General features: G+C 72.3%; 19 protein-coding genes. 10 read left to right on the forward strand and 9 right to left on the reverse strand.

Annotation, left to right across the window (positions count from 1 at the left end; translation table 11 throughout):
* Nucleotides 1-27 precede the first annotated feature (27 nt).
* Nucleotides 28-261 carry a chaplin gene (locus tag AB0D48_RS20580; RefSeq protein ID WP_362398526.1) on the forward strand — a complete coding sequence of 78 codons (234 nt, stop codon included), beginning with the start codon at nt 28-30 and terminating at the stop codon, nt 259-261.
* A 136-nt stretch (nt 262-397) separates the two neighbouring features.
* Nucleotides 398-1180: a chaplin family protein gene (locus AB0D48_RS20585; protein WP_362398529.1), complete on the forward strand. Its 783-nt coding sequence runs from the start codon at nt 398-400 to the stop codon at nt 1178-1180.
* A 39-nt stretch (nt 1181-1219) separates the two neighbouring features.
* Here the strand turns inward: AB0D48_RS20585 and AB0D48_RS20590 are convergent, their stop codons facing one another.
* Entirely contained in the window at nt 1220-1408 is a 189-nt protein-coding gene (locus AB0D48_RS20590) for a DUF5703 family protein (RefSeq protein ID WP_031146791.1), read from the reverse strand.
* 47 nt (nt 1409-1455) lie between these two features.
* Here AB0D48_RS20590 and AB0D48_RS20595 point away from each other — a divergent pair, with 47 nt between their 5' ends.
* Complete coding sequence (locus tag AB0D48_RS20595; protein ID WP_362398532.1) at nt 1456-2124, forward strand: hypothetical protein; 669 nt, start codon at nt 1456-1458, stop codon at nt 2122-2124.
* A gap of 43 nt (nt 2125-2167) precedes the next feature.
* Here AB0D48_RS20595 and AB0D48_RS20600 read toward each other — a convergent pair whose 3' ends face one another.
* Both AB0D48_RS20600 and AB0D48_RS20605 read right to left on the reverse strand, forming a co-directional pair.
* Entirely contained in the window at nt 2168-4606 is a 2439-nt protein-coding gene (locus AB0D48_RS20600; protein ID WP_362398535.1) for an ATP-binding domain-containing protein, read from the reverse strand.
* Nucleotides 4603-5586, reverse strand: coding sequence for an aldo/keto reductase (locus tag AB0D48_RS20605; protein WP_362398538.1), 984 nt, complete (start codon nt 5584-5586; stop codon nt 4603-4605). Before AB0D48_RS20605 ends, AB0D48_RS20600 begins: the two co-directional genes overlap by 4 nt.
* 101 nt (nt 5587-5687) lie before the next feature.
* On the opposite strand from AB0D48_RS20605, the gene AB0D48_RS20610 reads away from it, so the two are divergent.
* A complete protein-coding gene (locus AB0D48_RS20610; RefSeq protein WP_362398541.1) occupies nt 5688-6737 on the forward strand; it encodes an LLM class F420-dependent oxidoreductase in 1050 nt (349 codons plus the stop codon).
* Between the two features lie 195 nt (nt 6738-6932).
* On the forward strand, nt 6933-7721 hold the full coding sequence (locus AB0D48_RS20615; protein WP_362398544.1) for a ferritin-like domain-containing protein: 789 nt from the start codon (nt 6933-6935) through the stop codon (nt 7719-7721).
* A gap of 30 nt (nt 7722-7751) precedes the next feature.
* Here the strand turns inward: AB0D48_RS20615 and corA are convergent, their stop codons facing one another.
* A complete protein-coding gene (gene corA / locus AB0D48_RS20620) occupies nt 7752-8744 on the reverse strand; it encodes a magnesium/cobalt transporter CorA (RefSeq protein WP_362398547.1) in 993 nt (330 codons plus the stop codon).
* A gap of 55 nt (nt 8745-8799) precedes the next feature.
* Between corA and AB0D48_RS20625 the strand changes: the two genes are divergently transcribed.
* The 4 genes from AB0D48_RS20625 to mshC all read left to right on the forward strand — a co-directional run bounded on the left by AB0D48_RS20625 (nt 8800) and on the right by mshC (nt 12314).
* Complete coding sequence (locus tag AB0D48_RS20625) at nt 8800-9504, forward strand: histidine phosphatase family protein (RefSeq protein WP_362398550.1); 705 nt, start codon at nt 8800-8802, stop codon at nt 9502-9504.
* 73 nt (nt 9505-9577) lie between these two features.
* Nucleotides 9578-10168, forward strand: coding sequence for a DUF3090 domain-containing protein (locus AB0D48_RS20630; RefSeq protein ID WP_362398553.1), 591 nt, complete (start codon nt 9578-9580; stop codon nt 10166-10168).
* Nucleotides 10132-10974 (forward strand): SCO1664 family protein, encoded by an 843-nt coding sequence (locus AB0D48_RS20635; RefSeq protein WP_362398605.1) that lies wholly within the window; start codon nt 10132-10134, stop codon nt 10972-10974. Before AB0D48_RS20630 ends, AB0D48_RS20635 begins: the two co-directional genes overlap by 37 nt.
* 110 nt (nt 10975-11084) lie before the next feature.
* The gene (mshC, locus tag AB0D48_RS20640) at nt 11085-12314 is read left to right on the forward strand and encodes a cysteine--1-D-myo-inosityl 2-amino-2-deoxy-alpha-D-glucopyranoside ligase (protein ID WP_362398556.1); all 1230 of its coding nucleotides are present in this window, start codon (nt 11085-11087) and stop codon (nt 12312-12314) included.
* A 230-nt stretch (nt 12315-12544) separates the two neighbouring features.
* On the opposite strand, the gene AB0D48_RS20645 is transcribed toward mshC, so the two are convergent.
* From AB0D48_RS20645 to AB0D48_RS20665, 5 genes are all read right to left on the reverse strand, one after another.
* The gene (locus tag AB0D48_RS20645; protein WP_362398559.1) at nt 12545-13561 is read right to left on the reverse strand and encodes a PAC2 family protein; all 1017 of its coding nucleotides are present in this window, start codon (nt 13559-13561) and stop codon (nt 12545-12547) included.
* Between the two features lie 127 nt (nt 13562-13688).
* The gene (locus AB0D48_RS20650) at nt 13689-15296 is read right to left on the reverse strand and encodes a glycerol-3-phosphate dehydrogenase/oxidase (RefSeq protein WP_362398562.1); all 1608 of its coding nucleotides are present in this window, start codon (nt 15294-15296) and stop codon (nt 13689-13691) included.
* A gap of 41 nt (nt 15297-15337) precedes the next feature.
* Nucleotides 15338-16864 carry a glycerol kinase GlpK gene (gene glpK, locus AB0D48_RS20655; protein ID WP_362398565.1) on the reverse strand — a complete coding sequence of 509 codons (1527 nt, stop codon included), beginning with the start codon at nt 16862-16864 and terminating at the stop codon, nt 15338-15340.
* Nucleotides 16865-16941: 77 nt separating this feature from the next.
* The gene (locus AB0D48_RS20660) at nt 16942-17724 is read right to left on the reverse strand and encodes an MIP/aquaporin family protein (protein WP_362398567.1); all 783 of its coding nucleotides are present in this window, start codon (nt 17722-17724) and stop codon (nt 16942-16944) included.
* A 324-nt stretch (nt 17725-18048) separates the two neighbouring features.
* On the reverse strand, nt 18049-18816 hold the full coding sequence (locus AB0D48_RS20665; protein WP_362398570.1) for an IclR family transcriptional regulator: 768 nt from the start codon (nt 18814-18816) through the stop codon (nt 18049-18051).
* Nucleotides 18817-19068: 252 nt separating this feature from the next.
* Here AB0D48_RS20665 and AB0D48_RS20670 point away from each other — a divergent pair.
* A partial coding sequence (locus AB0D48_RS20670) for a homocysteine S-methyltransferase family protein (protein ID WP_362398573.1) occupies nt 19069-20168 on the forward strand: 1100 nt, incomplete at its 3' end.

Consider the following 20168-nt stretch of genomic DNA (forward strand, 5'->3'; position numbering starts at 1 on the left):
GACCGCAATTGCCTACTAGGAGGAACAATGATCAAGAAGGTTGTCGCCGCTGCGGCTGCCACCGGTGGCCTGGTTCTCGCGGGTGCGGGTCTGGCCCACGCCGACGCCGCTGCCCAGGGTGCGGCCATCGGCTCCCCCGGTGTCCTGTCCGGCAACGTGCTCCAGGTCCCGATCCACGTGCCGGTCAACGTGTGCGGTAACACGGTGAACGTCATCGGCCTGCTGAACCCGGCCTTCGGCAACACCTGCGTCAACGCCTGACGCGTTCGCAGTTTTGGGCCCCGGAGCGCATTCCAGCGCTCCGGGGCCGCTGGGCTTTCCGGCCCGATCGACCACCTTCGGCGCATCCGGCAGGGGAGCCGAAGTGCCGACGTACAAACACCAGGGGACGAGACACATGCGACGACCGGTACCGGTCACCAGGAAGAGCCTGATCACCATGGCGGCCGCGGGGGGTGTTCTGGCGCTGGGCGGAGGGTACGCCAACGCGGACTCCGGAGCCTCCGGCCAGGCCGCGAATTCCCCGGGCCTGCTGTCCGGGAACAACCTCCAGGCGCCCGTGGACGCACCGGTGAACGTCTGCGGCAACACCATCGACATCATCGGCCTGCTGAATCCGGCCTTCGGGAACCACTGTTCCAACGGTCCGGCCCACGAGGGCAAGCCGGGCAACCCCGGCAACCCGGGCACTCCGGGCCACCCCGGAAACCCCGGCACCCCGGACCATCCCGGTCACCCGGGCACCCCGGGTCACCCCGGAAACCCGGGCACTCCGGGAAGTCACAACCCCGGTCACCCGGGCATCCCAGGTCACCCCGGCTACCCGGGCATCCCGGGTCACCCCGGCTACCCGGGCACCCCGGGCCACCCCGGAAACCCGGGAGGCGGCGACGACGAACCGTGCGACGACCACCCCGATCACCCGAGCACGCCCGGCGGTCACACCCCGAGCACGCCGAGGACGCCGGACACCCCGCCCACGGGCTCCGTCCCGCCCGCCAAGCCCGTCACACACCCCGCCCCGGGGCCCGCCGCGAGCGTCGCCACCCCCGCCCCGGCGGAGCCGGCCGCTCTCGCCGCCACCGGCGGCGGTGACGTCCTGACCTCGGGCCTCCCGCTCGCCGGCGGCCTGCTGCTGGGCGGCGTCGTGCTCTACCGGCGCGCCCGCAACGCCGCCTGACGGCTCTTCACGGCGCGGGTCCTGCCCCCAGGACCCGCGTCACCAGGTCGCGCGGACCTGGCGGATGATCCGGCGGCGCAGCCGCACCCGGCGGCTGCCGTCCCGGTGCAGGGTCAGGCGGTCGAGCTCCCAGTTCCCGTACTCGGCATGATCGGTCAGCAGGCGGGTCGCCTCCTTGCGAGGGACGCCGCGGGGCACGTACACGTCGACAAATTCGTATTCCGGCATCGCATCTATTGTGCGGGCAGACCCTTGCTACGGATAGCGTCTGCTCTATGTCTGATGCCGCTCTGCCCACTGTTGCCGAGGTACGCGCCGCCGCCGAGGCGGTCAAGGCCGCGCTCGACCGCCACCTCGCCGCGGTCGAGCGCAGGACCGGGGACGAGGACCCGGACGTCTACGCCGCGTTCAACGAACTCGCCGCCGCCGCCGAGGAGTACGACGAACTCCTCTACGACCGCTACGACGAGGTCACACCCTTCGAGATCCCCACCCCCGAGGACGGCGTCCCGTACACCGGTCCCGCCGAGCCCGCCGCCTTCAGCGTGCTCATCCGCCGCGACTACGCAGTGGTCGAGCCGCCGCGGCTGATCGCCCAGGCCGAGCGGGTCGCCGCGCACGACCGGGAGGCCGACCTGGTCCACGACGGCGGCACCGCCGGCGCGCTGGGCGTGCTCTTCGGTGAGTACGAGCCCGACGAGATCGCCTCCCGCTACAAGGAGTTCGGGCTGGAGGAGGGCGACTCCACCCTGTGGATCGCGGCCTCGGAAGAGGTCGCCGAACCGGGGGAGTGGCTCAACTCGCCCTTCGGGCACACCGATCCGGAGGACGTGCTGCACCGGTTCGACGTCAGCGCCGTATTCGACGAAGAGGCCGACGAGTTCGGCGAGGACGAGGATGCGGACGAGGGTGAGACGGCGGAGCCGGGGTTGACCACGGCCTGATCCGACGCGGTCCCCGCCCCTCGGGGCGGGGACCGTCCGCCGCTTACTCCGGCTGCCCGCCCGTCGCGGCGAGGGCCGACAACAGGCCCGTCAACCGGGTCGTGCGCGGCTTCGGCAGCACCTCCGCCACCGCGCGCGGCAGCGCCTGGTCCACGCCGTGCACCACGGACAGGTGCCGCTCGGCCCGCCCGAACGCGGTGTACACCCAGTCCCGGGAGAGGGCCTGCGCCGCGTCACCCGGCAGTACGACGACCACCGCCGGCCAGCGCGCCCCCACGGCCTGGTGCGCGGTGACCGCCCAGCCGTGCCGCACCTGGGATTCGACCAGCTCCTTCGGTACGACGACCCGCTCGCCCGCGCGGTCCAGGTGCAGGCCCTCTGCGTCGGCCGACACCACCCGGGCCGGCAGGGCCCGCCCGGGGGAAGGCACGTGGACCGCCCGGTCGCCCGGGTCGAAGCCGCCGAACCGGCCGGGACCGGGGTTCAGCCGCTCCTTGAGGGCGGCGTTCAGCGCCCGGGTGCCCGCCGGGCCGCCGTGGCCCGGGGTGATCACCTGCACGCTGTCCGCCGGGATCCCGAAGGCCCGCGGCACCGACTCGGCCACCAGCTGCACGGCACGGTGCACGGCCTCCCCGGCGTCGCGCACCGGGACGATGACGACCTCCTTGCCGGGGGCCTCGACCTGGTTCAGCTCCCCGATACCGACCCCGGAGACCAGCTCGCCCAAGGGACCCGGGTCCGGGACGCGGGAGACCACCTGGGGGCAGGTACGGGCCGCCAGCAGATCGGCGAACACCCGCCCGGCCCCGGCGGAGCCGAGCACCCCGGGATCCCCGGAGAGCACCAGACGGGCCCCGTCCGGGACGGACTCCACCAGGGCGGCGGCGGTCTCCACGTCCAGCTGCGGCGCGTCCAGCACGATCAGCAGGTCTGCCGCGAACTGCCCGTCGGCGTCCCGGCCGGGCCCCTCCGCCCCGGCGAGCAGCCCGGCGACGGTGACGCCCTCGGCCGAGGGGACGTGCGCGGCCAGGCAGGCGCGCAGGCCGAGCTCCCGCGCGGCCGACAGCAGGGCGAGGGGTTCGGCGCGGGCGGCCTCGCCGCCGGTGTGGGTGACCAGGCCGTGGCCCGCGACCACGCGGATCAGCTCGGCACCCGGTCCGGTGGCGGCCTCGTCCCAGTCGGCCGGGGCGTCGAAGGTGCTGGCGATCCGGGCCAGACCGTCGGCCAGGCTCTCCTCGGCCATCGCCGAGCCCTCCAGACCCACGAGGATCCGTACGGGCTGTTCCTCGTCCTCGCCGACCGGCGGGCCAAGGGGCTCGTGGAAGACCAGCACCGAGCCCTCGGCGATGGCCTGTTCCAGGGCCTCGGCGGGCTCCGGTACGCCGTACTGGACGAGGGCCTTCTCCAGGACCGGGGCCTCCAGCGCGGTGTGCCCCTTGAGGCCGGCCTGGACCAGCAGCCACCCCACCAGGGCGGCCGTGCGGCGCTCGTCGCCCGGACCGGCCCCGGGGCCCAGCACTGCCCGCGCGAACCCGTCCGCCTGGGTCGGGCGGACGGCGGGGACCGACAGCAGCAGCCAGGGGTTCTCGGCGAGCCGGCCGGCGGCGTCGTCGCCGAGGGCCGCCGCGGCCGGGGCGGCGAGTGCCTCGGGGGCGCCGCCGCGGGCCAGGACGGCGCGTACGCCGTCGACGGCGTCGGCGGAGGGGGCGGCGGCCGGCGCCCCTGCCGTCCTGCGGGGCGGCGGCGGGGGAGCGGGGGCCGCCCTGCGCGGCGCGGCCGGGGCCTCGTCGAAGTACACGGCGGGGGGCTTGGCCCCGCTCTCCACGGCCCGTACGGCGGCCAGCAGGTCCGCGGCCGTCCCGCTGAGCTTCGCCCCGGCCTCGACGGGCCCTTCCCGCTCGGCCTTGCGCCGGGCGATCCGCTCCCGCTCGACCTTCTGCGCGGCCAGCTCGGCCTGTGCCTCACTGAGCGCGGGCTGCGTCTGGGCGCCGGGACCGGCCTCGGCTCCGGCCAGGACCACGCCGTCGGCCCCCTCAGCACCCTCCACCCCGGCCTCCGGGGCGTGCCCCCCGGCTCCGCCGGTGCCCTCGGCACCCGCCTCGCCGACGTGTTCCCCGGCTCCGCCGGTGCCCTCGGCACCCGCCTCGTCGGCCTGTTCCCCGGCTCCGCCCGTGCCCTGCGGGGCGTCTGCCGTTGCCTGTTCGTCGACCTCGGGGCCGGGCCCTGCGGGGCCTTCCCCTCTCCCGCCCCTTCCCGAAACCGGGGGCTCCGCCCCCGGCCCCCCGTCATCGGCTTCGCCGTGCGGGTCGGTGCCGGCTTCGGGTGCCCCGCCCTCCGGCCGCTCCTGCGGGCCGGCAGCGGCGGGGTCCACCCCGGACGCCGGGGCTTCGCCCGGGGCGGTACCGGGTTCGCCGTCGGCGGCAGGCTGCGGCGCGGCCGGTTCCTCCGCGGCAGCGGCTTCGGCTTGGCGGTCCGTACTCACAGCGTGCTCCAGTCCTGATCGGGGTAGCGGTGCACGGGAGCCGAAACATCGTCCAGCGCCCGGCAGATCTCCTCCGGAAGACTAAGGGCCTCCACCGACAGTGCCGCCGCGAGCTGCGCCGACGTCCGCGCGCCGACGATCGGCGCGACCACCCCCGGCCGGTCCCGGATCCACGCCAGGGCCACCTGGAGCGGGGTCACCGCCAGCCCCTGGGCCGCCGTCACCACCGCGTCCACGATGCGGCCCGCCGCCTCGTCCAAGTACGGGTCCACCAGGGCGGCCAGGGTCTCCGAGGCGCCGCGCGAGTCCGCCGGAGTGCTGCCCCGGTACTTGCCCGTCAGGACCCCGCGCCCCAGCGGCGAGGAGGGGAGGAGCCCGATGCCCAGGTCCAGCGCGGCGGGCAGCACCTCCCGCTCCACGCCCCGCTGGAGCAGCGAGTACTCCATCTGCGTCGAGGCCAGCCGGGTCCGTACCCCGGGGGCCGCGAGCTGCCAGGTGGCCGCCTTCGCCAGCTGCCAGCCGCAGAAGCCCGCCACCCCGGCGTACCGGGCGCGGCCGCTGCTCACGGCCAGGTCCAGCGCTTGCAGGGTCTCCTCCAGCGGGGTCGCCGGGTCGAAGGCGTGCACCTGCCAGAGGTCGACGTGATCGGTGCCCAGCCGCTCCAGCGAGGCGTCGAGCGCTGCCAGCAGGTGCCCGCGCGAGCCGTCGAAGCGCCGGTCCGGATCCGGCACGCTGCCCGCCTTGGTCGCGATCACCAGGTCCCGGCGCGGGACCAGCCCGCCCACGAACTGCCCCAGGAGGTACTCCGCCTCCCCGCCGCCGTACACGTCGGCCGTGTCGACGAGCGTGCCGCCCGCCTCCCAGAACGTCTTCACCTGCTCGGCGGCGGCTTCCTCACCGGTGTCGCGGCCCCAGGTGAGGGTGCCGAGGCCGATCCGGGAGACGCGCAGTCCGGTGCGGCCGAGATGCCTCTGCTCCATGAGCGCTGAGACTACTGGGGCGCTGACGGATGGGCTCCGGGCACGCTACAGTCCCCGGACATGCACGTTACTGATCGGTAAATCGGTAAGGGGACGACAACATGCGGCTCGGCATCAATCTCGGCTACTGGGGTGCGGGCATGGACGCCGACAACCTCGCCGTCGCGCAGGAGGCCGACCGCCTCGGCTACGACGTCTGCTGGGCCGCCGAGGCCTACGGCTCCGACGCCCCGACAGTCCTGGCCTGGGTTGCCGCCCAGACCGAGCGGATCGACGTCGGCTCCGCGATCCTGCAGATCCCGGCCCGCCAGCCGGCGATGACGGCCATGACCGCGGCCACCCTCGACTCCCTCACCAAGGGCCGCTTCCGGCTCGGCCTCGGCGTCTCCGGGCCGCAGGTCTCCGAGGGCTGGTACGGCGTCAAGTTCGACAAGCCGCTCGCGCGGACCCGGGAGTACGTGGAGATCGTCCGCAAGGCGATGAGCCGCGAGCGCCTCTCGTACGAGGGCCAGCACTGGACCCTGCCGCTGCCCGGCGGCCCGGGCAAGCCGCTGAAGCTGACCGTGCACCCCGAGCGCGAGCACATCCCGCTCTACATCGCCGCCATCGGGCCCAAGAACCTGGAGCAGACCGGCGAGATCGCCGACGGCGCGCTGCTGATCTTCCCGGCCGCCGAGCACCTGGAGGCGACCGCGCTCACCCACATCCGGGCGGGCCGCGAGAAGGCCGGGCTGACCATGGACGGCTTCGACGTGTGCCCGACCGTGCCGCTGGCCCTCGGCGAGGACGTGCCCGCGCTGGCGGACATGTTCCGTCCGTACACCGCGCTGTACGTGGGCGGCATGGGCAGCCGGAAGCAGAACTTCTACAACCAGCTGGCCCAGCGCATGGGCTACGAGAAGGAAGCCGCCGAGATCCAGGACAAGTACCTGGCGGGCGACAAGACCGGCGCGGCCGCAGCCGTCCCGCACTCGCTGATCGACTCCACCACCCTGCTGGGCCCCGTGGAGCGGATCGCCGACGGGATGCGGGCCTACGCGGAGGCCGGGGTCACCACCCTCACGCTGGCCCCGGCCGGGTTCACCCTGGACGAGCGGATCGCCGCCCTGAGGGCCGGCACCGAGGCCATGGAGCTGGCCGGTCTGGCCTGACCCGCCGCTCGGAAATGTGGTCCTGCGGCCGTGGTGGGGGCTCGGGGGGTCTTCCCCGCCACGGCCGACACAGCGAACAACGCGCCGGGCGGCCCCGGGGTTACGCGCCGGGGGCCGTCCCCAGGGTTCGTTCATTCGGACGAGCGGTGCGACCCATCGCTTGCCCGCCCCGGCAACCGGCGTTTGACTCGGTGCATGCTCTCTGCGCGCAGCCTGTTCCAGGAGATCGTCGACAGCGACGACGCCTTCCAGCTGTTCTGCTCCATCGCCGCCAGCGGGGAGTCCCAGGGCGGCTGGGAGAACGCCCGCATCGCGGCCCTCGTGCCGGACTCGATGCGCGATCTCGCACCGAAGATCACCCGGCACGGCGCCGACGAGGACAAGCACGGGCGGATCTTCAAGGCCCTGCTCCGCAAGCGCGGTCTGCCGCCCGTCCCCGTACCCCCCGAGACCGACTACACGATGCTGCTGGAGCGGCGCGGCATCGGTCTCGCGCACGAGAAGCTGCGCCGCGAGGAGCCGCTGACCGAGCGTGACATCGTGGTCTACCTCTCGCACAGCCGGGTCACCGAGCAGCGCGCCTCCGACCAGATGGACATGCTGGTGAGGAACTTCGGCGACCACCCCGAGCTCGGCAAGGCCATCCGCATGATCAGCCATGACGAGGACAACCACCTCGCCTACTGTCACGAGGAGTTGCTGCGCCTGGCCCGGGCGGGACACGGCCGCACCATCCAGCGGGTGCTGCGGGAGAGCGCGCTCGTCGAGATCGCCGTCTACCGGGACGTGAGCCTCGCCGTCATGGACCACATGGGGCGGCTGCTGCGCTGGCCCGCGCCGAAGGCGGCCCTGCTCGCCGCGGGGATCCGGGGGATGCACGCGTACGAGCGGTTCAGCGGCTGGCACCGGATGGTCAGCCTGACCATGCCCGAGCGGCGCGATGCCCTGGGCGGCGCGGCGCTCACGACGCCCGAGTTCGCGTGACCCCGTCAACGCCCGTCCGGGCGCCGCGGGCTACAGCCAGCCCCGGCGCTTGAACATGCGGTGCAGGCCCAGACACGCGACCACCATGACCACGATCACCGCCGGATAGCCCCAGGTGTGCCTCAGCTCCGGCATCACGTCGAAGTTCATCCCGTAGATCCCCGCCACCATCGTGGGGACGGCCGCCATCGCCGCCCAGGCCGAGATCTTGCGCATGTCGTCGTTCTGCCGGACGCCCATCTGCGCGAGATGCGCGGCGAGCGCGTCCGAGAGCAGCCGGTCCAGGCCTTCTATGTACTCGTTCGCCTTGGTCAGGTGGTCGGCGACGTCGCGGAAGAACGGCTGGGAATGCTCGTGCACGAAGGGGACGCTCCCGAAGGCGAGCCGGTTCATCGGCTGCAGCAGCGGGCTCGTCGACCGGCGGAACTCCAGCACCTGCCGCTTGAAGCCGTAGATCCGGGAGGCGGTGTTCTTCGTGTCGGACGCGTTCGGGGCGAAGACCTCGGCCTCCAGCTCCTCCAGGTCCGCCTGCAGTTCGGCCGCCACCTCGATGTAGTGGTCCACCACCGCGTCGGAGACCGCGTACAGCACCGCCGTGGGGCCGTGCCGCAGGACGTCGGGCTCCTGCTCCAGCCGGCGCCTTACGGCGGCCAGCGGGGCCCCCTCGCCGTGCCGGACGGTGACCACGAAGGAGTCGCCGATGAAGACCATCAGCTCGCCGGCCGTCACCGTGTCGGTGTCGTCGTCGTACATCACCGGCTTGAGGACGACGAACAGCGAATCGTCGTACACCTCCAGCTTCGGGCGCTGGTGCGCGGTCAGCGCGTCCTCCACCGCCAGCGCGTGCAGACCGAACTCGCTCCGGACGTACTCGAACTCCTTCTCCGACGGCTCGTGCATGCCGACCCAGAGGAAGGCGTCACCGGCCGCCCGCGCCTCGTCCAGGGCGTCCGAGAAGTCCTCGGGTCCCTCGGTGCGGCGGCCGTCCCGGTAAATCGCGCAGTCGACAATCACGCGGGGCATTCTTCCCTGCCCGGGGCCCGCCCGCACACCGGCGGCACCGCATACGCTGGGCGCCATGGCCACGCTGATCCTCGTACGACACGGGCGGTCCACCGCCAACACCGCTGGGCTGCTCGCCGGATGGACCCCGGGAGTGGGCCTCGACGAGCGCGGCGCCGAGCAGGCCGCCGCGCTGCCCGGCAGGCTCGTGGGGGTGCCGCTCGCCGCCGCCGTCACCAGCCCGCTGCAACGCTGCCGGGAGACGCTCGCACCCCTGCTGGCCGCCAGGCCGGACCTGGAGGTGCACACCGACGAGCGGATCGGCGAGTGCCACTACGGCGACTGGTCGGGCCGCAAACTCTCCGAGCTCGCCGGCGAACCGCTGATGAAGGTCGTCCAGCAGCACCCGTCGGCGGCCGCCTTCCCCGGTGGCGAATCCCTGCGCGCCATGCAGGCGCGCGCCGTGGAAGCCGTACGGGACTGGAACGCGCGGATCGAGGAGGAGTACGGCAGCGACGCCGTCTTCCTGATGTGCTCCCACGGCGACATCATCAAGTCCCTTGTCGCCGACGCCCTCGGCATGCACCTGGACCTCTTCCAGCGCATCCACGTCGACCCCTGCTCGGTGACCGCCGTCCGCTACACGCCCACCAGGCCGTTCGTGTTCCGGCTGGGCGACACCGGGGACTTCGGCTCGCTCGTGCCGCGCTCCGAGACACCCGACAAAGCAGTGGAAGACGGCGGGAACGCGGTCGTGGGAGGCGGCGCGGGCGCGGCGTGATCGAACGGCGCAGTAGGGTGGATGGGCCCGCATACGAGCAGCTCTGCCCTGCCGCTGAGACTTGGAGACGGACGTGCCCCGTCAGGTGTTCCTCTACGACCCCCCGGACCGCTTCGTGGCCGGCACGGTCGGTCTGCCGGGACGCCGTACGTTCTTCCTGCAGGCCTCCTCCGGCCCCCGCGTCACCAGCGTCTCCCTGGAGAAGACCCAGGTCGCCGCGCTGGCCGAGCGGATGGACGAGCTGCTGGACGAGGTCGTACGGCGCACCGGCGGCAACGCCCCGGTCCCGGCGGTCGCCCCGGCCGAGGCCGCCGACACGGCGCCGCTGGACGTCCCGGTCGACGAGGAGTTCCGCGTCGGCACCATGGCACTGGCCTGGGACGGCGAGGAACAGCGGATGATCGTCGAGGCGCAGGCCCTCGTCGAACTCGAAGCCGAATCGGACGAGGATCTCGCCGAGGCGGAGGAGCGGCTGCTCCAGGACGAGGAGAACGGCCCGCCGATGCTGCGGGTCCGCCTCACCGGCGCCCAGGCCCGGGCCTTCGCCAAGCGGGCCCTGGACGTGGTCAACGCGGGCCGTCCGCCGTGCCCGCTGTGCAGTCTGCCGCTGGACCCGGAGGGGCACGTCTGCCCGCGCCAGAACGGCTACCGGCGCCAGGTGTGACCACCATGGGGGAGATCGAGGAGCTGCTCGCCGAGGGCGAACTCACCGTCGTCGGCCGGATCCGGGAGGCGTCCAACGCCGTCCTGCTGTGCACCGTCACGCACGGGGGCGTGAGCGTCGACTGCGTGTACAAGCCGGTCAAGGGCGAGCGCCCGCTGTGGGACTTCCCCGACGGGAACCTCGCCCAGCGCGAGGTCGCCGCCTACCTGGTCTCCGAGGCCACCGGCTGGGGCCTGGTGCCCGCCACCGTGCTGCGCGACGGACCGTACGGCGAGGGCATGGTCCAGCGGTGGATCGCGGCCCCCGAGGGCGAGGGGCAGGGCGCCGAGCTGCTGGCGCTCGTCGAGGGGGAGGAGGCGGGGGAGGGCTGGAAGGCCGTCGCCTTCGCCGACGTCGGCGAAGGCCGCACCGCCCTGCTCGTGCACGCCGACGACCCGCGGCTGCGCCGGCTCGCCGTCCTCGACGCCGTGATCAACAACGGCGACCGCAAGGGCGGCCACCTGCTGCCCGCGCCCGACGGCCGCCTCTACGCCATCGACCACGGCGTGACCTTCCACGCCGAGGACAAACTGCGGACCCTCCTGTGGGGGTGGGCGGGGGAGCCGCTGACGGACGAGGCGCGCCGGGTTCTGGCCTCCCTGGCCGCGGAGCTGACCGACGGAGCCCCGCTCGCCACCCGGCTGGCCGAACTGATCACCGCGGTCGAGCTGGCCGCCGTACGGGACCGGGTGGCGCATTTGCTGCGTACCGGTATCCATCCACAGCCGTCCGGGCAGTGGCCGTCCATCCCGTGGCCGCCGGTCTGAACCGGCCCCACACCGTCGGCACAGATCCGGCCGGACCGCAAGAGTGCCGATCAAGACAACAGTGCAGGTCCGGTTCGTTTCCGGAACATCCGTCCGGTTAGGCTCGACACATGCATGCCTGGCCCGCTTCTGAGGTCCCCTCCCTTCCTGGCAAGGGCCGCGACCTCCAGATCCACGACACCGCGACCCAGGGGACGATCACCCTCGCCCCCGGTCCCGTCGCCCGTATCTACGTCTGCGGGATCACCCCGTACGACGCGACCCACATCGGTCACGCGGCGACCTACAACGCGTTCGACCTCGTGCAGCGCGTGTGGCTCGACACCAAGCGGCAGGTCCACTACGTCCAGAACGTCACGGACGTGGACGACCCGCTCCTGGAGCGGGCGCTGCGCGACGGACTCGACTGGACCGAGCTCGCCGAACGCGAGACCGCCCTCTTCCGCGAGGACATGACCGCCCTGCGCATGCTGCCGCCGCAGCAGTACATCGGAGCCGTCGAGGCCATACCCGGCATCGTGCCGCTGGTCGAGCGGCTGCGGGACGCGGGCGCCGCCTACGAGCTGGAGGGCGACACCTACTTCTCGGTCGAGGCCGACCCGCACTTCGGCGAGGTCTCCAACCTCGATGCCGAGGCGATGCGGCTGCTCTCCGCGGAGCGGGGCGGGGACCCCGACCGGCCCGGGAAGAAGAACCCGCTGGACCCGATGCTGTGGATGGCCGCACGCCCGGGAGAGCCGAGCTGGGACGGCGCCTCGCTGGGCCGCGGCAGGCCCGGCTGGCACATCGAGTGCGTGGCCATAGCCCTGGACCACCTGGGCATGGGCTTCGACATCCAAGGCGGCGGCTCCGACCTGGCGTTCCCGCACCACGAGATGGGCGCCTCGCACGCGCAGGCGCTGACGGGCGAGTTCCCGATGGCCAAGGCGTACGTCCACGCCGGCATGGTCGCCCTGCACGGCGAGAAGATGTCGAAGTCGAAGGGCAACCTCGTCTTCGTGTCGGCGCTGCGGCGGGCCGGGGTCGACCCGGCGGCCATCCGCCTGGCGCTGCTGTCGCACCACTACCGCGCCGACTGGGAGTGGACGGACTCGGTGCTGTCGGACGCGGTGGCCCGCCTGGAGCGCTGGCGCGCGGCCGTGTCGCGGCCGGACGGCATCCCGGCGGACGCCCTGGTCGAGGAAGTACGCGAGGCCCTGTCGAACGACCTCGACGCCCCTGCCGCGCTGGCGGCGGTGGACCGCTGGGTCGACGCGCAGAACGCCTCGGACGGCGACGACGAGGCGGCCCCCGGGCTGGTCTCCCGAACCGTGGACGCCCTCCTGGGCGTGGCCCTGTAGCCGGCTGAGGCCGGGGTGCACCGGGGGCTCCGCCCCCCAGAACCCCGGATGGCGCGGCGCCGTCGCCGGGGGCCCTGCCCCCGGACCCCCGGGCCTGCCGGATCCAGCCCCGCCCGCCGGCGTTCGAGGCGCGGGGTGTGGGGCCGAGCCCCACGAGGCCCGGGCGCCGCCCGGGGGCGCTTGCACGGCGGTGCCGCACCCGGACCCGGCCCGGTCCCGCCCGGCCAGGGCTACGGCTCCGGCGATTCCGGGGGCTCCGGGGTGTCGTCCCCGTCCCGCGGCGGCTGGGCCGGAGGCTGCTGCGGGTCTTCCCCGGGCTCCGGTTTGCGCTTCGGGGTGCGGGGGAGGCCACCGCCCGTGTCCCGAAGGTACGAGCCGTCACCCGGCTCCGCGGCCGGCCCCGCCGCCGGGTCCCGGCGCCGCAGGTACCGCTCGAACTCCCTCGCGATGGCGTCACCCGACGCCTCCGGCAGGTCGGCGGTGTCCCGCGCCTCCTCCAGCGTCTGGACGTACTCCGCCACCTCGCTGTCCTCGGCGGCCAGTTGGTCCACGCCGAGCTGCCACGCCCGTGCGTCCTCCGGGAGTTCGCCCAGCGGGATCCGGATGTCGATCAGATCCTCGAGCCGGTTCAGCAGCGCCAGCGTCGCCTTCGGGTTCGGCGGCTGCGACACGTAGTGCGGCACCGCCGCCCACAGCGACACCGCCGGGACGCCCGCGTGCGTACAGGCCTCCTGGAGCACGCCCACGATCCCGGTCGGGCCCTCGTACTTGGTCTCCTCCAGGTCCATCGTCCGCGCCAGGTCCGCGTCCGAGGTGACCCCGCTCACCGGCACCGGCCGGGTGTGCGGCGTGTCCCCGAGCAGCGCCCCCAGGATGACCACCATCTCGACACCGAGCTCGTGCGCGAAGGCGAGGATCTCGTTGCAGAACGACCGCCACCGCATGGACGGTTCGATCCCGCGCACCAGCACCAGGTCGCGCGGCTTGGCGCCGCCGATCCGGACCACGGACAGCCGCGTCGTCGGCCAGGTGATCTTCCGTACCCCGTTGTCCAGCCACACCGTCGGCCGGTTGACCTGGAAGTCGTAGTAGTCCTCGGCGTCGAGCGCCGCGAACACCTCGCCCTTCCACTCCCGGTCCAGATGTGCGACCGCACCGGAGGCCGCGTCACCCGCGTCGTTCCAGCCCTCGAACGCGGCCACCATGACCGGGTCGATCAGCTCGGGCACGCCCTCAAGCTCGATCACCCAGGTCTCCTTCCGAAGTTCCCTTGCGTACGTGGGTCAGCCTAAGCCTTGGAGGGACGTCGGCCACAGCCCACGACAGAGGGGCGGTTCCCCTCGGAGCCGCCCCTCTTCCCCACCTGCGTGAGCGCTATGCCTTGCGGCTCAGCATCTCCTCGACGCGGGCCCGTACGGCCTCGTCGTCCAGACCGCGGACCGTCACCGTCGTGCGGCGGCGCAGCACGTCGTCGACGGTCTCGGCCCACTCGTTGTCACGGGCGTAGGCGACCTGCGCCCAGATTTCCGGACCGTCGGGGTGGATGCGCTCCGCCAGCGCCGGGTCCTCGTTAGCTATCCGCGCGATGTCGAAGGCGAGCGAGCCGTAGTGCGAGGCCAGGTGGCGCGCGGTCAGCGGGTCCATCCGCGTGCCGGGCTCGCGGTCCACCAGCAGCCGGTGCGCGACCGCGTTCGGGTTGGCGACACCGGGCAGCGCGATCCGGCGTACGAGGGACTTCACCGGCTCCATGTCCTCGGTCAGCGGGCTGCCCGGGAGCTTCGCCAGCTTGTCCATGACCACGCGGCCGATGTGGCGGTACGTGGTCCACTTGCCGCCGGCCACGGACAGCATGCCGCCCGCGCCCTCGGAGACCACCGTCTCGCGCTTGGCCTTCTCCACGCCGCCGGGGCCGCCGGGCAGCACCCGCAGGCCCGCGAAGGCGTACGTCATCAGCGAGCGGTCCAGGTCCGCGTCCTTCACCGAGAAGGCCGCCTCGTCCAGGATCTGCTGGATGTCGGACTCGGTGGCGCGCACGTCCGCCGGGTCGCCCTCGTACACCTCGTCGGTGGTGCCGAGCAGCAGCTGGTCCTCCCACGGGAGGGCGAAGGTGATGCGGTACTTGTCGATCGGGGTGGCCATGGCGGCCTTCCACGGCGACTTGCGCTTCATCACGATGTGCGCGCCCTTGGAGAGGCGGATCGACGGCATCGAGTGCTTGTCTTCCATGCGCCGCAGGTGGTCCACCCACGGGCCGGTGGCGTTGAGCACGACGCGCGCGTCCACGCCGAACTCGGTGCCGTCCAGCCGGTCCTTGAGCTCGGCGCCGGAGACCCGGCCGCGCGTCATGCGCAGCCCGGTGACCTCGGCGTGGTTGAGGACGACCGCGCCCGACTCGACGGCCGCGCGGACCGTCATGACGGCGACGCGGGAGTCGTTCATCTGGTGGTCGTAGTAGACCGCGACGGCCTTGAGGTTGTCCGTCTTCAGACCCGGGTTGTCGGCGGCGGCGCGGGCCGGGGAGATGACCTTGCCCATGCCGTCGCCGAAGGCCGAGAGCGCCGAGTACGCGAACACGCCCGCGCCCAGCTTCGCCGCACCGACCGGACCGCCCTTGTACACGGGCAGGTAGAAGGTGAGCGGGTTGACCAGGTGCGGGGCCACGTCCTTGGCCAGCACCCGGCGCTCGTGGTGGTTCTCGGCGACCAGCTTGACCGCGCCGGTCTGCAGGTAGCGCAAACCGCCGTGGACGAGCTTTGAGGAGGCGGAGGAGGTGGCGCCGGCGAAGTCGCCGGCGTCCACCATGGCGACCCGCAGACCCGACTGCGCGGCGTGCCAGGCCACCGAGGTGCCCAGGATTCCACCGCCGATGACCAGCAGGTCGTACGTGGCCTTCGCCAGCTGCTCACGGGTCTCGGCACGGCTCGCGTTCGAACCGGCGGTCGGGTGCGTGCCCAGTGCGGTCACGCTCTGCAGGCTGCTCATATCTCTCTTAGCTCCTCGTCGATAGCGTCAGCTGAGTGCGGTCAGCTGGCGTCTTCGTCGTCGACCCAGCCCATGGACCGCTCGACGGCCTTGAGCCAGCTCTTGTACTCGCGCTCCCGCTGCTCGGCGGGCATCCGCGGGGTCCACTCGGCCGCGCGGCGCCAGTTGGCGCGCAGGGCGTCGGTGTCGGGCCAGAAGCCGACGGCCAGGCCGGCGGCGTAGGCGGCGCCGAGGCAGGTGGTCTCGGCGACCATCGGGCGCACCACGGGGGCGTCCAGGAAGTCCGAGAGCGTCTGCATCAGCAGGTTGTTGGAGGTCATGCCGCCGTCGACCTTGAGGGCCGCGAGCTCGACGCCCGAGTCCTTGGTCATGGCGTCGGTGATCTCACGGGTCTGCCAGGCGGTGGCCTCCAGGACGGCACGGGCGATGTGCGCCTTGGTGACGTACCGGGTGAGGCCGGCGATCACACCGCGGGCGTCGGAGCGCCAGTACGGGGCGAACAGACCGGAGAAGGCGGGCACGAAGTAGGCGCCGCCGTTGTCCTCGACCGAGGAGGCCAGCGTCTCGATCTCGGCCGCGGACTTGATCAGGCCCATCTGGTCGCGCATCCACTGGACGAGCGAGCCGGTGACGGCGATGGAGCCCTCCAGGGCGTAGACCGGCTTCTGGTCGCCGATCTGGTAGCCGACCGTGGTCAGCAGGCCGCTGTAGGAGTTGATGATCTTGTCGCCGGTGTTCATCAGCATGAACGTTCCGGTGCCGTACGTGGACTTCGCCTCGCCCTCGGCGAAACAGGTCTGGCCGAACAGCGCGGCCTGCTGGTCACCGAGCGCCGAGGCGACCGGGACGCCGGCGAGGACGCCGTCCTTGACGTGGCCGTAGACCTCGGCGGAGGACTTGATCTCCGGGAGGACGTTCAGCGGGACGTCCATGGACTCCGCGATGCGCTCGTCCCACTCGCGGGTGTGCAGGTTCATCAGCATGGTGCGCGAGGCGTTGGTGACGTCGGTGACGTGCACTCCGCCCTGGGTGCCGCCCGTGAGGTTCCAGATGACCCACGAGTCCATGGTGCCGAAGAGGATGTCGCCGGCCTCGGCGCGGGCCCGCAGGCCCTCGACGTTGTCGAGCAGCCAGCGGACCTTCGGACCCGCGAAGTAGCTCGCCAGCGGCAGGCCGGTCTCGCGGCGGAAGCGGTCCTGGCCGACGTTGCGGCCGAGCTCCTTGCACAGGGCGTCGGTGCGGGTGTCCTGCCAGACCAGCGCGTTGTGCACCGGCTCGCCGGTGTTCTTGTCCCACAGCAGGGTGGTCTCGCGCTGGTTGGTGATGCCGATCGCCTTGACGTCGGCGGACGTGATCTCGGCCTTCGCGATGGCGCCGGCGACGACCTCCTGGACATTGGTCCAGATCTCGGTGGCGTCGTGCTCGACCCAGCCCGGCTTCGGGAAGATCTGCTCGTGCTCCTTCTGGTCGACGGCGACGATGCGGCCGTCACGGTCGAAGACGATGCAGCGGGAGGAGGTGGTGCCCTGGTCGATCGCGGCGATGAAGGGGCCGGTGCTGCTGGTCATGGTGGCTGCTCCTGGCAGGTCTCTGAGTAGGCGGAATCAGGAGGGCGGTACGGATCTTGCGATCTTGCCGATGCTGATCAGGCGAACGCGATGTTGTACAGACCACCGGCGACGGCGGCACCGACGAGCGGGCCGACGACCGGGATCCAGGAGTACCCCCAGTCCGAGCCGCCCTTGTGGGGCAGCGGGAGCAGGGCGTGCACGATGCGCGGACCGAGGTCTCGCACCGGGTTGATGGCGTAGCCGGTCGGACCGCCCAGCGAGAGGCCGATGCCGACGACCACGAACGAGGTGATCAGGACGCCTATGACACCGAGCCCCTTGCCACCGTCCTGGAGGCCCTGGGTCAGGATGGCCAGGACCAGGACAGCGGTTCCGATGATCTCGGTCGCGAGGTTCTGCACGACATTACGGATCTCGGGGCCGGTCGAGAAGATGCCGAGCACCGGGCCGGCCGTGTCGTGCGGGTGCGGGTCCTCAGGACCGAGCTTGGCGTCGCGGATGTGCTCCGGGTCGGCCAGGTGCACGCGGAACTGGCCGTAATAGGTGACCCACATCAGGACGGCGCCGAGCATCGCGCCCAGGAGCTGGCCGGCGAAGTAGACCGGCACGTCGCCCCACTCGCCGGTCTTGACGGCGATGCCGACCGTGACCGCGGGGTTGAGGTGTGCGCCGGAGAGCGGAGCGGAGACGTACGCGGCGATCAGTACGGCGAATCCCCAGCCGAAGGTGATCGCGAGCCAGCCCGCGTTGCGGGCCTTGGAGCTCTTGAGCGTGACGGCGGCGCAGACGCCACCGCCGAGCAGTGTGAGCAGGGCGGTACCGATGGTCTCGCCGATGAAGATGTCGGAGCTTGACACCCGCGACTCCTTTGCCTTGCGTCCAGGGGTGGGCGGACACCGGGTCCCTCCGGTGGTCCACGCACTCGGTGAGTGCTGCACCGGTCCTTGGCCTCGTCACACCCTAACGCGTATTGCCGGTAGGTGTTCGACAATGCCGACCGATGAACGGCAGTTTTCCGCCTTGGCGAAGAACGCGTCAAGGGTCGACCAGGTCAAAGACCCGGATCGTTACCACTCGGTCCGATCGTCCAAATCAAGCCAATGGACGGTCGGAAGACGACAAAATCCACCCGAATGGCACACGGGGTGGCCTTCGGGTGGATCGATCGGCTCAGGTCAAGCTCAGAACCGGCCCGCTCCGAGGTCGCGCGAAACCGACCTTGCGCAATCGCGTACGGAGGCCACCAGGGACGCCCGGGGCTCCCCGGACTCCCCGCAGACGCGCTCCACGGCCCCCGCGACGGCCACGGCCCCCACGGGCATCCGGCGCCGGTCGTGGATGGGCGCGGCCACCGAGGCGAGGCCTTCCCACGTCTCCTCGACGTCCGCGGCCCAGCCGCGGGCCCGGGTCAGGTCAAGGATCTCCTCGAAGCCCGCGGTGTCGGTGACCGTACGAGGGGTGAACGACTCGCGGTCCACCTCCAGCGCCTGGGTGTGCGCGACCGGGTCGTAGGCCGACAGCACCTTGCCCAGGGCGGTGGAGTGCAGCGGCTGCATGGCCCCCACCTCCAGCACCTGGCGGCTGTCGTCGGGCCGGAACACGTGGTGCATGATCAGCACCCCGCTCTTGTGCAGCACCCCCACGTACACGCTCTCGCCGCTCGCCCGGGCCAGGTCGTCCGTCCAGACCAGGGCGCGGGCGCGCAGCTCGTGCACGTCCAGGTAGCTGTTGCCCAGGCGCAGCAGCTCCGCGCCCAGCTGGTAGCGGCCGGACGCGGGGTCCTGCTCCACGAATCCCTCGGCCTGCAGGGTGCGCAGGATCCCGTGCGCCGTTCCCTTGGCCAGGCCGAGGGAGGAGGCCACGTCCGAGAGACCCAGCCGGCGCTCCCCACCCGCCAGGAGCCGCAGCATCGCAGCGGCTCGTTCGAGCGACTGGATGTTCCGTGCCATCGCGCAGCCTCCTGCTGACGTAGTTCGACAATGCTGAACACTATCGGTCGATGCCGACCTTGTGCATGCGTGGGCGTTTCCGGGGCGGCGCGGACAAGGTGTAACCCGTGCGGACCCACCGCGCACAGAATGCAGTCCGCCACGTGGGACGACCTCACCGGGGCCGGGACCACGCGGTTACTCTGGCCGCGTGCACCCTTGACACAGAGGGGGTGCAAAGCCGACAGCCGTCGCATCCCAGGGAGCTCAACCATGGCCTCGTTGCCGAACCCGCCCGCAGACACCCAGACCCGGGCCGATGCCCTCCGAGAGGCGCTCGCCACCCGCGTGGTCGTCGCCGACGGAGCCATGGGAACGATGCTCCAGGCGCAGGACCCCACGATGGAGGACTTCCAGCAGCTGGAAGGCTGCAACGAGGTCCTCAACGTCACCCGCCCCGACATCGTGCGCACCGTGCACGAGGCCTACTTCTCGGTGGGCGTGGACTGCGTCGAGACGAACACCTTCGGTGCGAACTTCGCGGCGCTCGCCGAGTACGACATCGCGGAGCGCAACTTCGAGCTGTCGGAGTCCGGTGCCCGGATCGCCCGCGAGGTGGCCGACGAGTTCACCGCCACCACCGGGCAGCAGCGCTGGGTCCTCGGCTCGATGGGCCCGGGCACCAAGCTGCCCACCCTCGGCCACATCACGTACGCGAAGATCCGCGACGCCTACCAGATCAACGCCGAGGGCCTGCTCTCCGGCGGCGCGGACGCGCTGCTCGTCGAGACCACCCAGGACCTCCTGCAGACCAAGTCCTCCATCATCGGCGCCCGCCGCGCCATGGAGGCGCTCGGCGTCTCCGTGCCGCTGATCTGCTCCGTCACCGTCGAGACCACCGGCACGATGCTCCTGGGTTCGGAGATCGGCGCCGCGCTGACGGCGCTGGAGCCGCTGGGCATCGACATGATCGGGCTGAACTGCGCGACCGGTCCGGCGGAGATGAGCGAGCACCTGCGCTACCTGGCCCGCAATGCGCGCATCCCGCTCTCCTGCATGCCCAACGCCGGCCTGCCCGTCCTCGGCAAGAACGGCGCGCACTACCCGCTGTCCGCCCCCGAGCTCGCCGACGCCCAGGAGACCTTCGTCCGCGAGTACGGGCTGTCGCTGGTCGGCGGCTGCTGCGGTACGACGCCGGAGCACCTGCGGCAGGTCGTGGAGCGGGTGCGCGGCCTGAGCCCGGCCGTCCGCGAGCCCCGGCCGGAGCCGGGTGCGGCTTCGCTGTACCAGACGGTGCCGTTCCGGCAGGACACCTCGTACATGGCGATCGGTGAGCGGACGAACGCGAACGGGTCGAAGAAGTTCCGTGAGGC

Origin of the sequence: Streptomyces sp. NPDC048269 (assembly GCF_040652395.1) — a bacterium.
Taxonomy (GTDB): Bacteria; Actinomycetota; Actinomycetes; order Streptomycetales; family Streptomycetaceae; genus Streptomyces.

Excerpts from the sequence above, each read along its gene's own strand:
- AB0D48_RS20650 (WP_362398562.1), bottom strand. The coding sequence starts at position 15,296 with ATGAGCAGCCTGCAGAGCGTGACCGCACTGGGCACGCACCCGACCGCC.
- glpK (WP_362398565.1), bottom strand. The coding sequence starts at position 16,864 with ATGACCAGCAGCACCGGCCCCTTCATCGCCGCGATCGACCAGGGCACC.
- AB0D48_RS20615 (WP_362398544.1), top strand. The coding sequence starts at position 6,933 with ATGCTCTCTGCGCGCAGCCTGTTCCAGGAGATCGTCGACAGCGACGAC.
- AB0D48_RS20590 (WP_031146791.1), bottom strand. The coding sequence starts at position 1,408 with ATGCCGGAATACGAATTTGTCGACGTGTACGTGCCCCGCGGCGTCCCT.
- AB0D48_RS20625 (WP_362398550.1), top strand. The coding sequence starts at position 8,800 with ATGGCCACGCTGATCCTCGTACGACACGGGCGGTCCACCGCCAACACC.
- AB0D48_RS20580 (WP_362398526.1), top strand. The coding sequence starts at position 28 with ATGATCAAGAAGGTTGTCGCCGCTGCGGCTGCCACCGGTGGCCTGGTT.
- AB0D48_RS20585 (WP_362398529.1), top strand. The coding sequence starts at position 398 with ATGCGACGACCGGTACCGGTCACCAGGAAGAGCCTGATCACCATGGCG.
- AB0D48_RS20595 (WP_362398532.1), top strand. The coding sequence starts at position 1,456 with ATGTCTGATGCCGCTCTGCCCACTGTTGCCGAGGTACGCGCCGCCGCC.
- AB0D48_RS20605 (WP_362398538.1), bottom strand. The coding sequence starts at position 5,586 with ATGGAGCAGAGGCATCTCGGCCGCACCGGACTGCGCGTCTCCCGGATC.
- corA (WP_362398547.1), bottom strand. The coding sequence starts at position 8,744 with ATGCCCCGCGTGATTGTCGACTGCGCGATTTACCGGGACGGCCGCCGC.
- AB0D48_RS20665 (WP_362398570.1), bottom strand. The coding sequence starts at position 18,816 with ATGGCACGGAACATCCAGTCGCTCGAACGAGCCGCTGCGATGCTGCGG.
- mshC (WP_362398556.1), top strand. The coding sequence starts at position 11,085 with ATGCATGCCTGGCCCGCTTCTGAGGTCCCCTCCCTTCCTGGCAAGGGC.
- AB0D48_RS20610 (WP_362398541.1), top strand. The coding sequence starts at position 5,688 with ATGCGGCTCGGCATCAATCTCGGCTACTGGGGTGCGGGCATGGACGCC.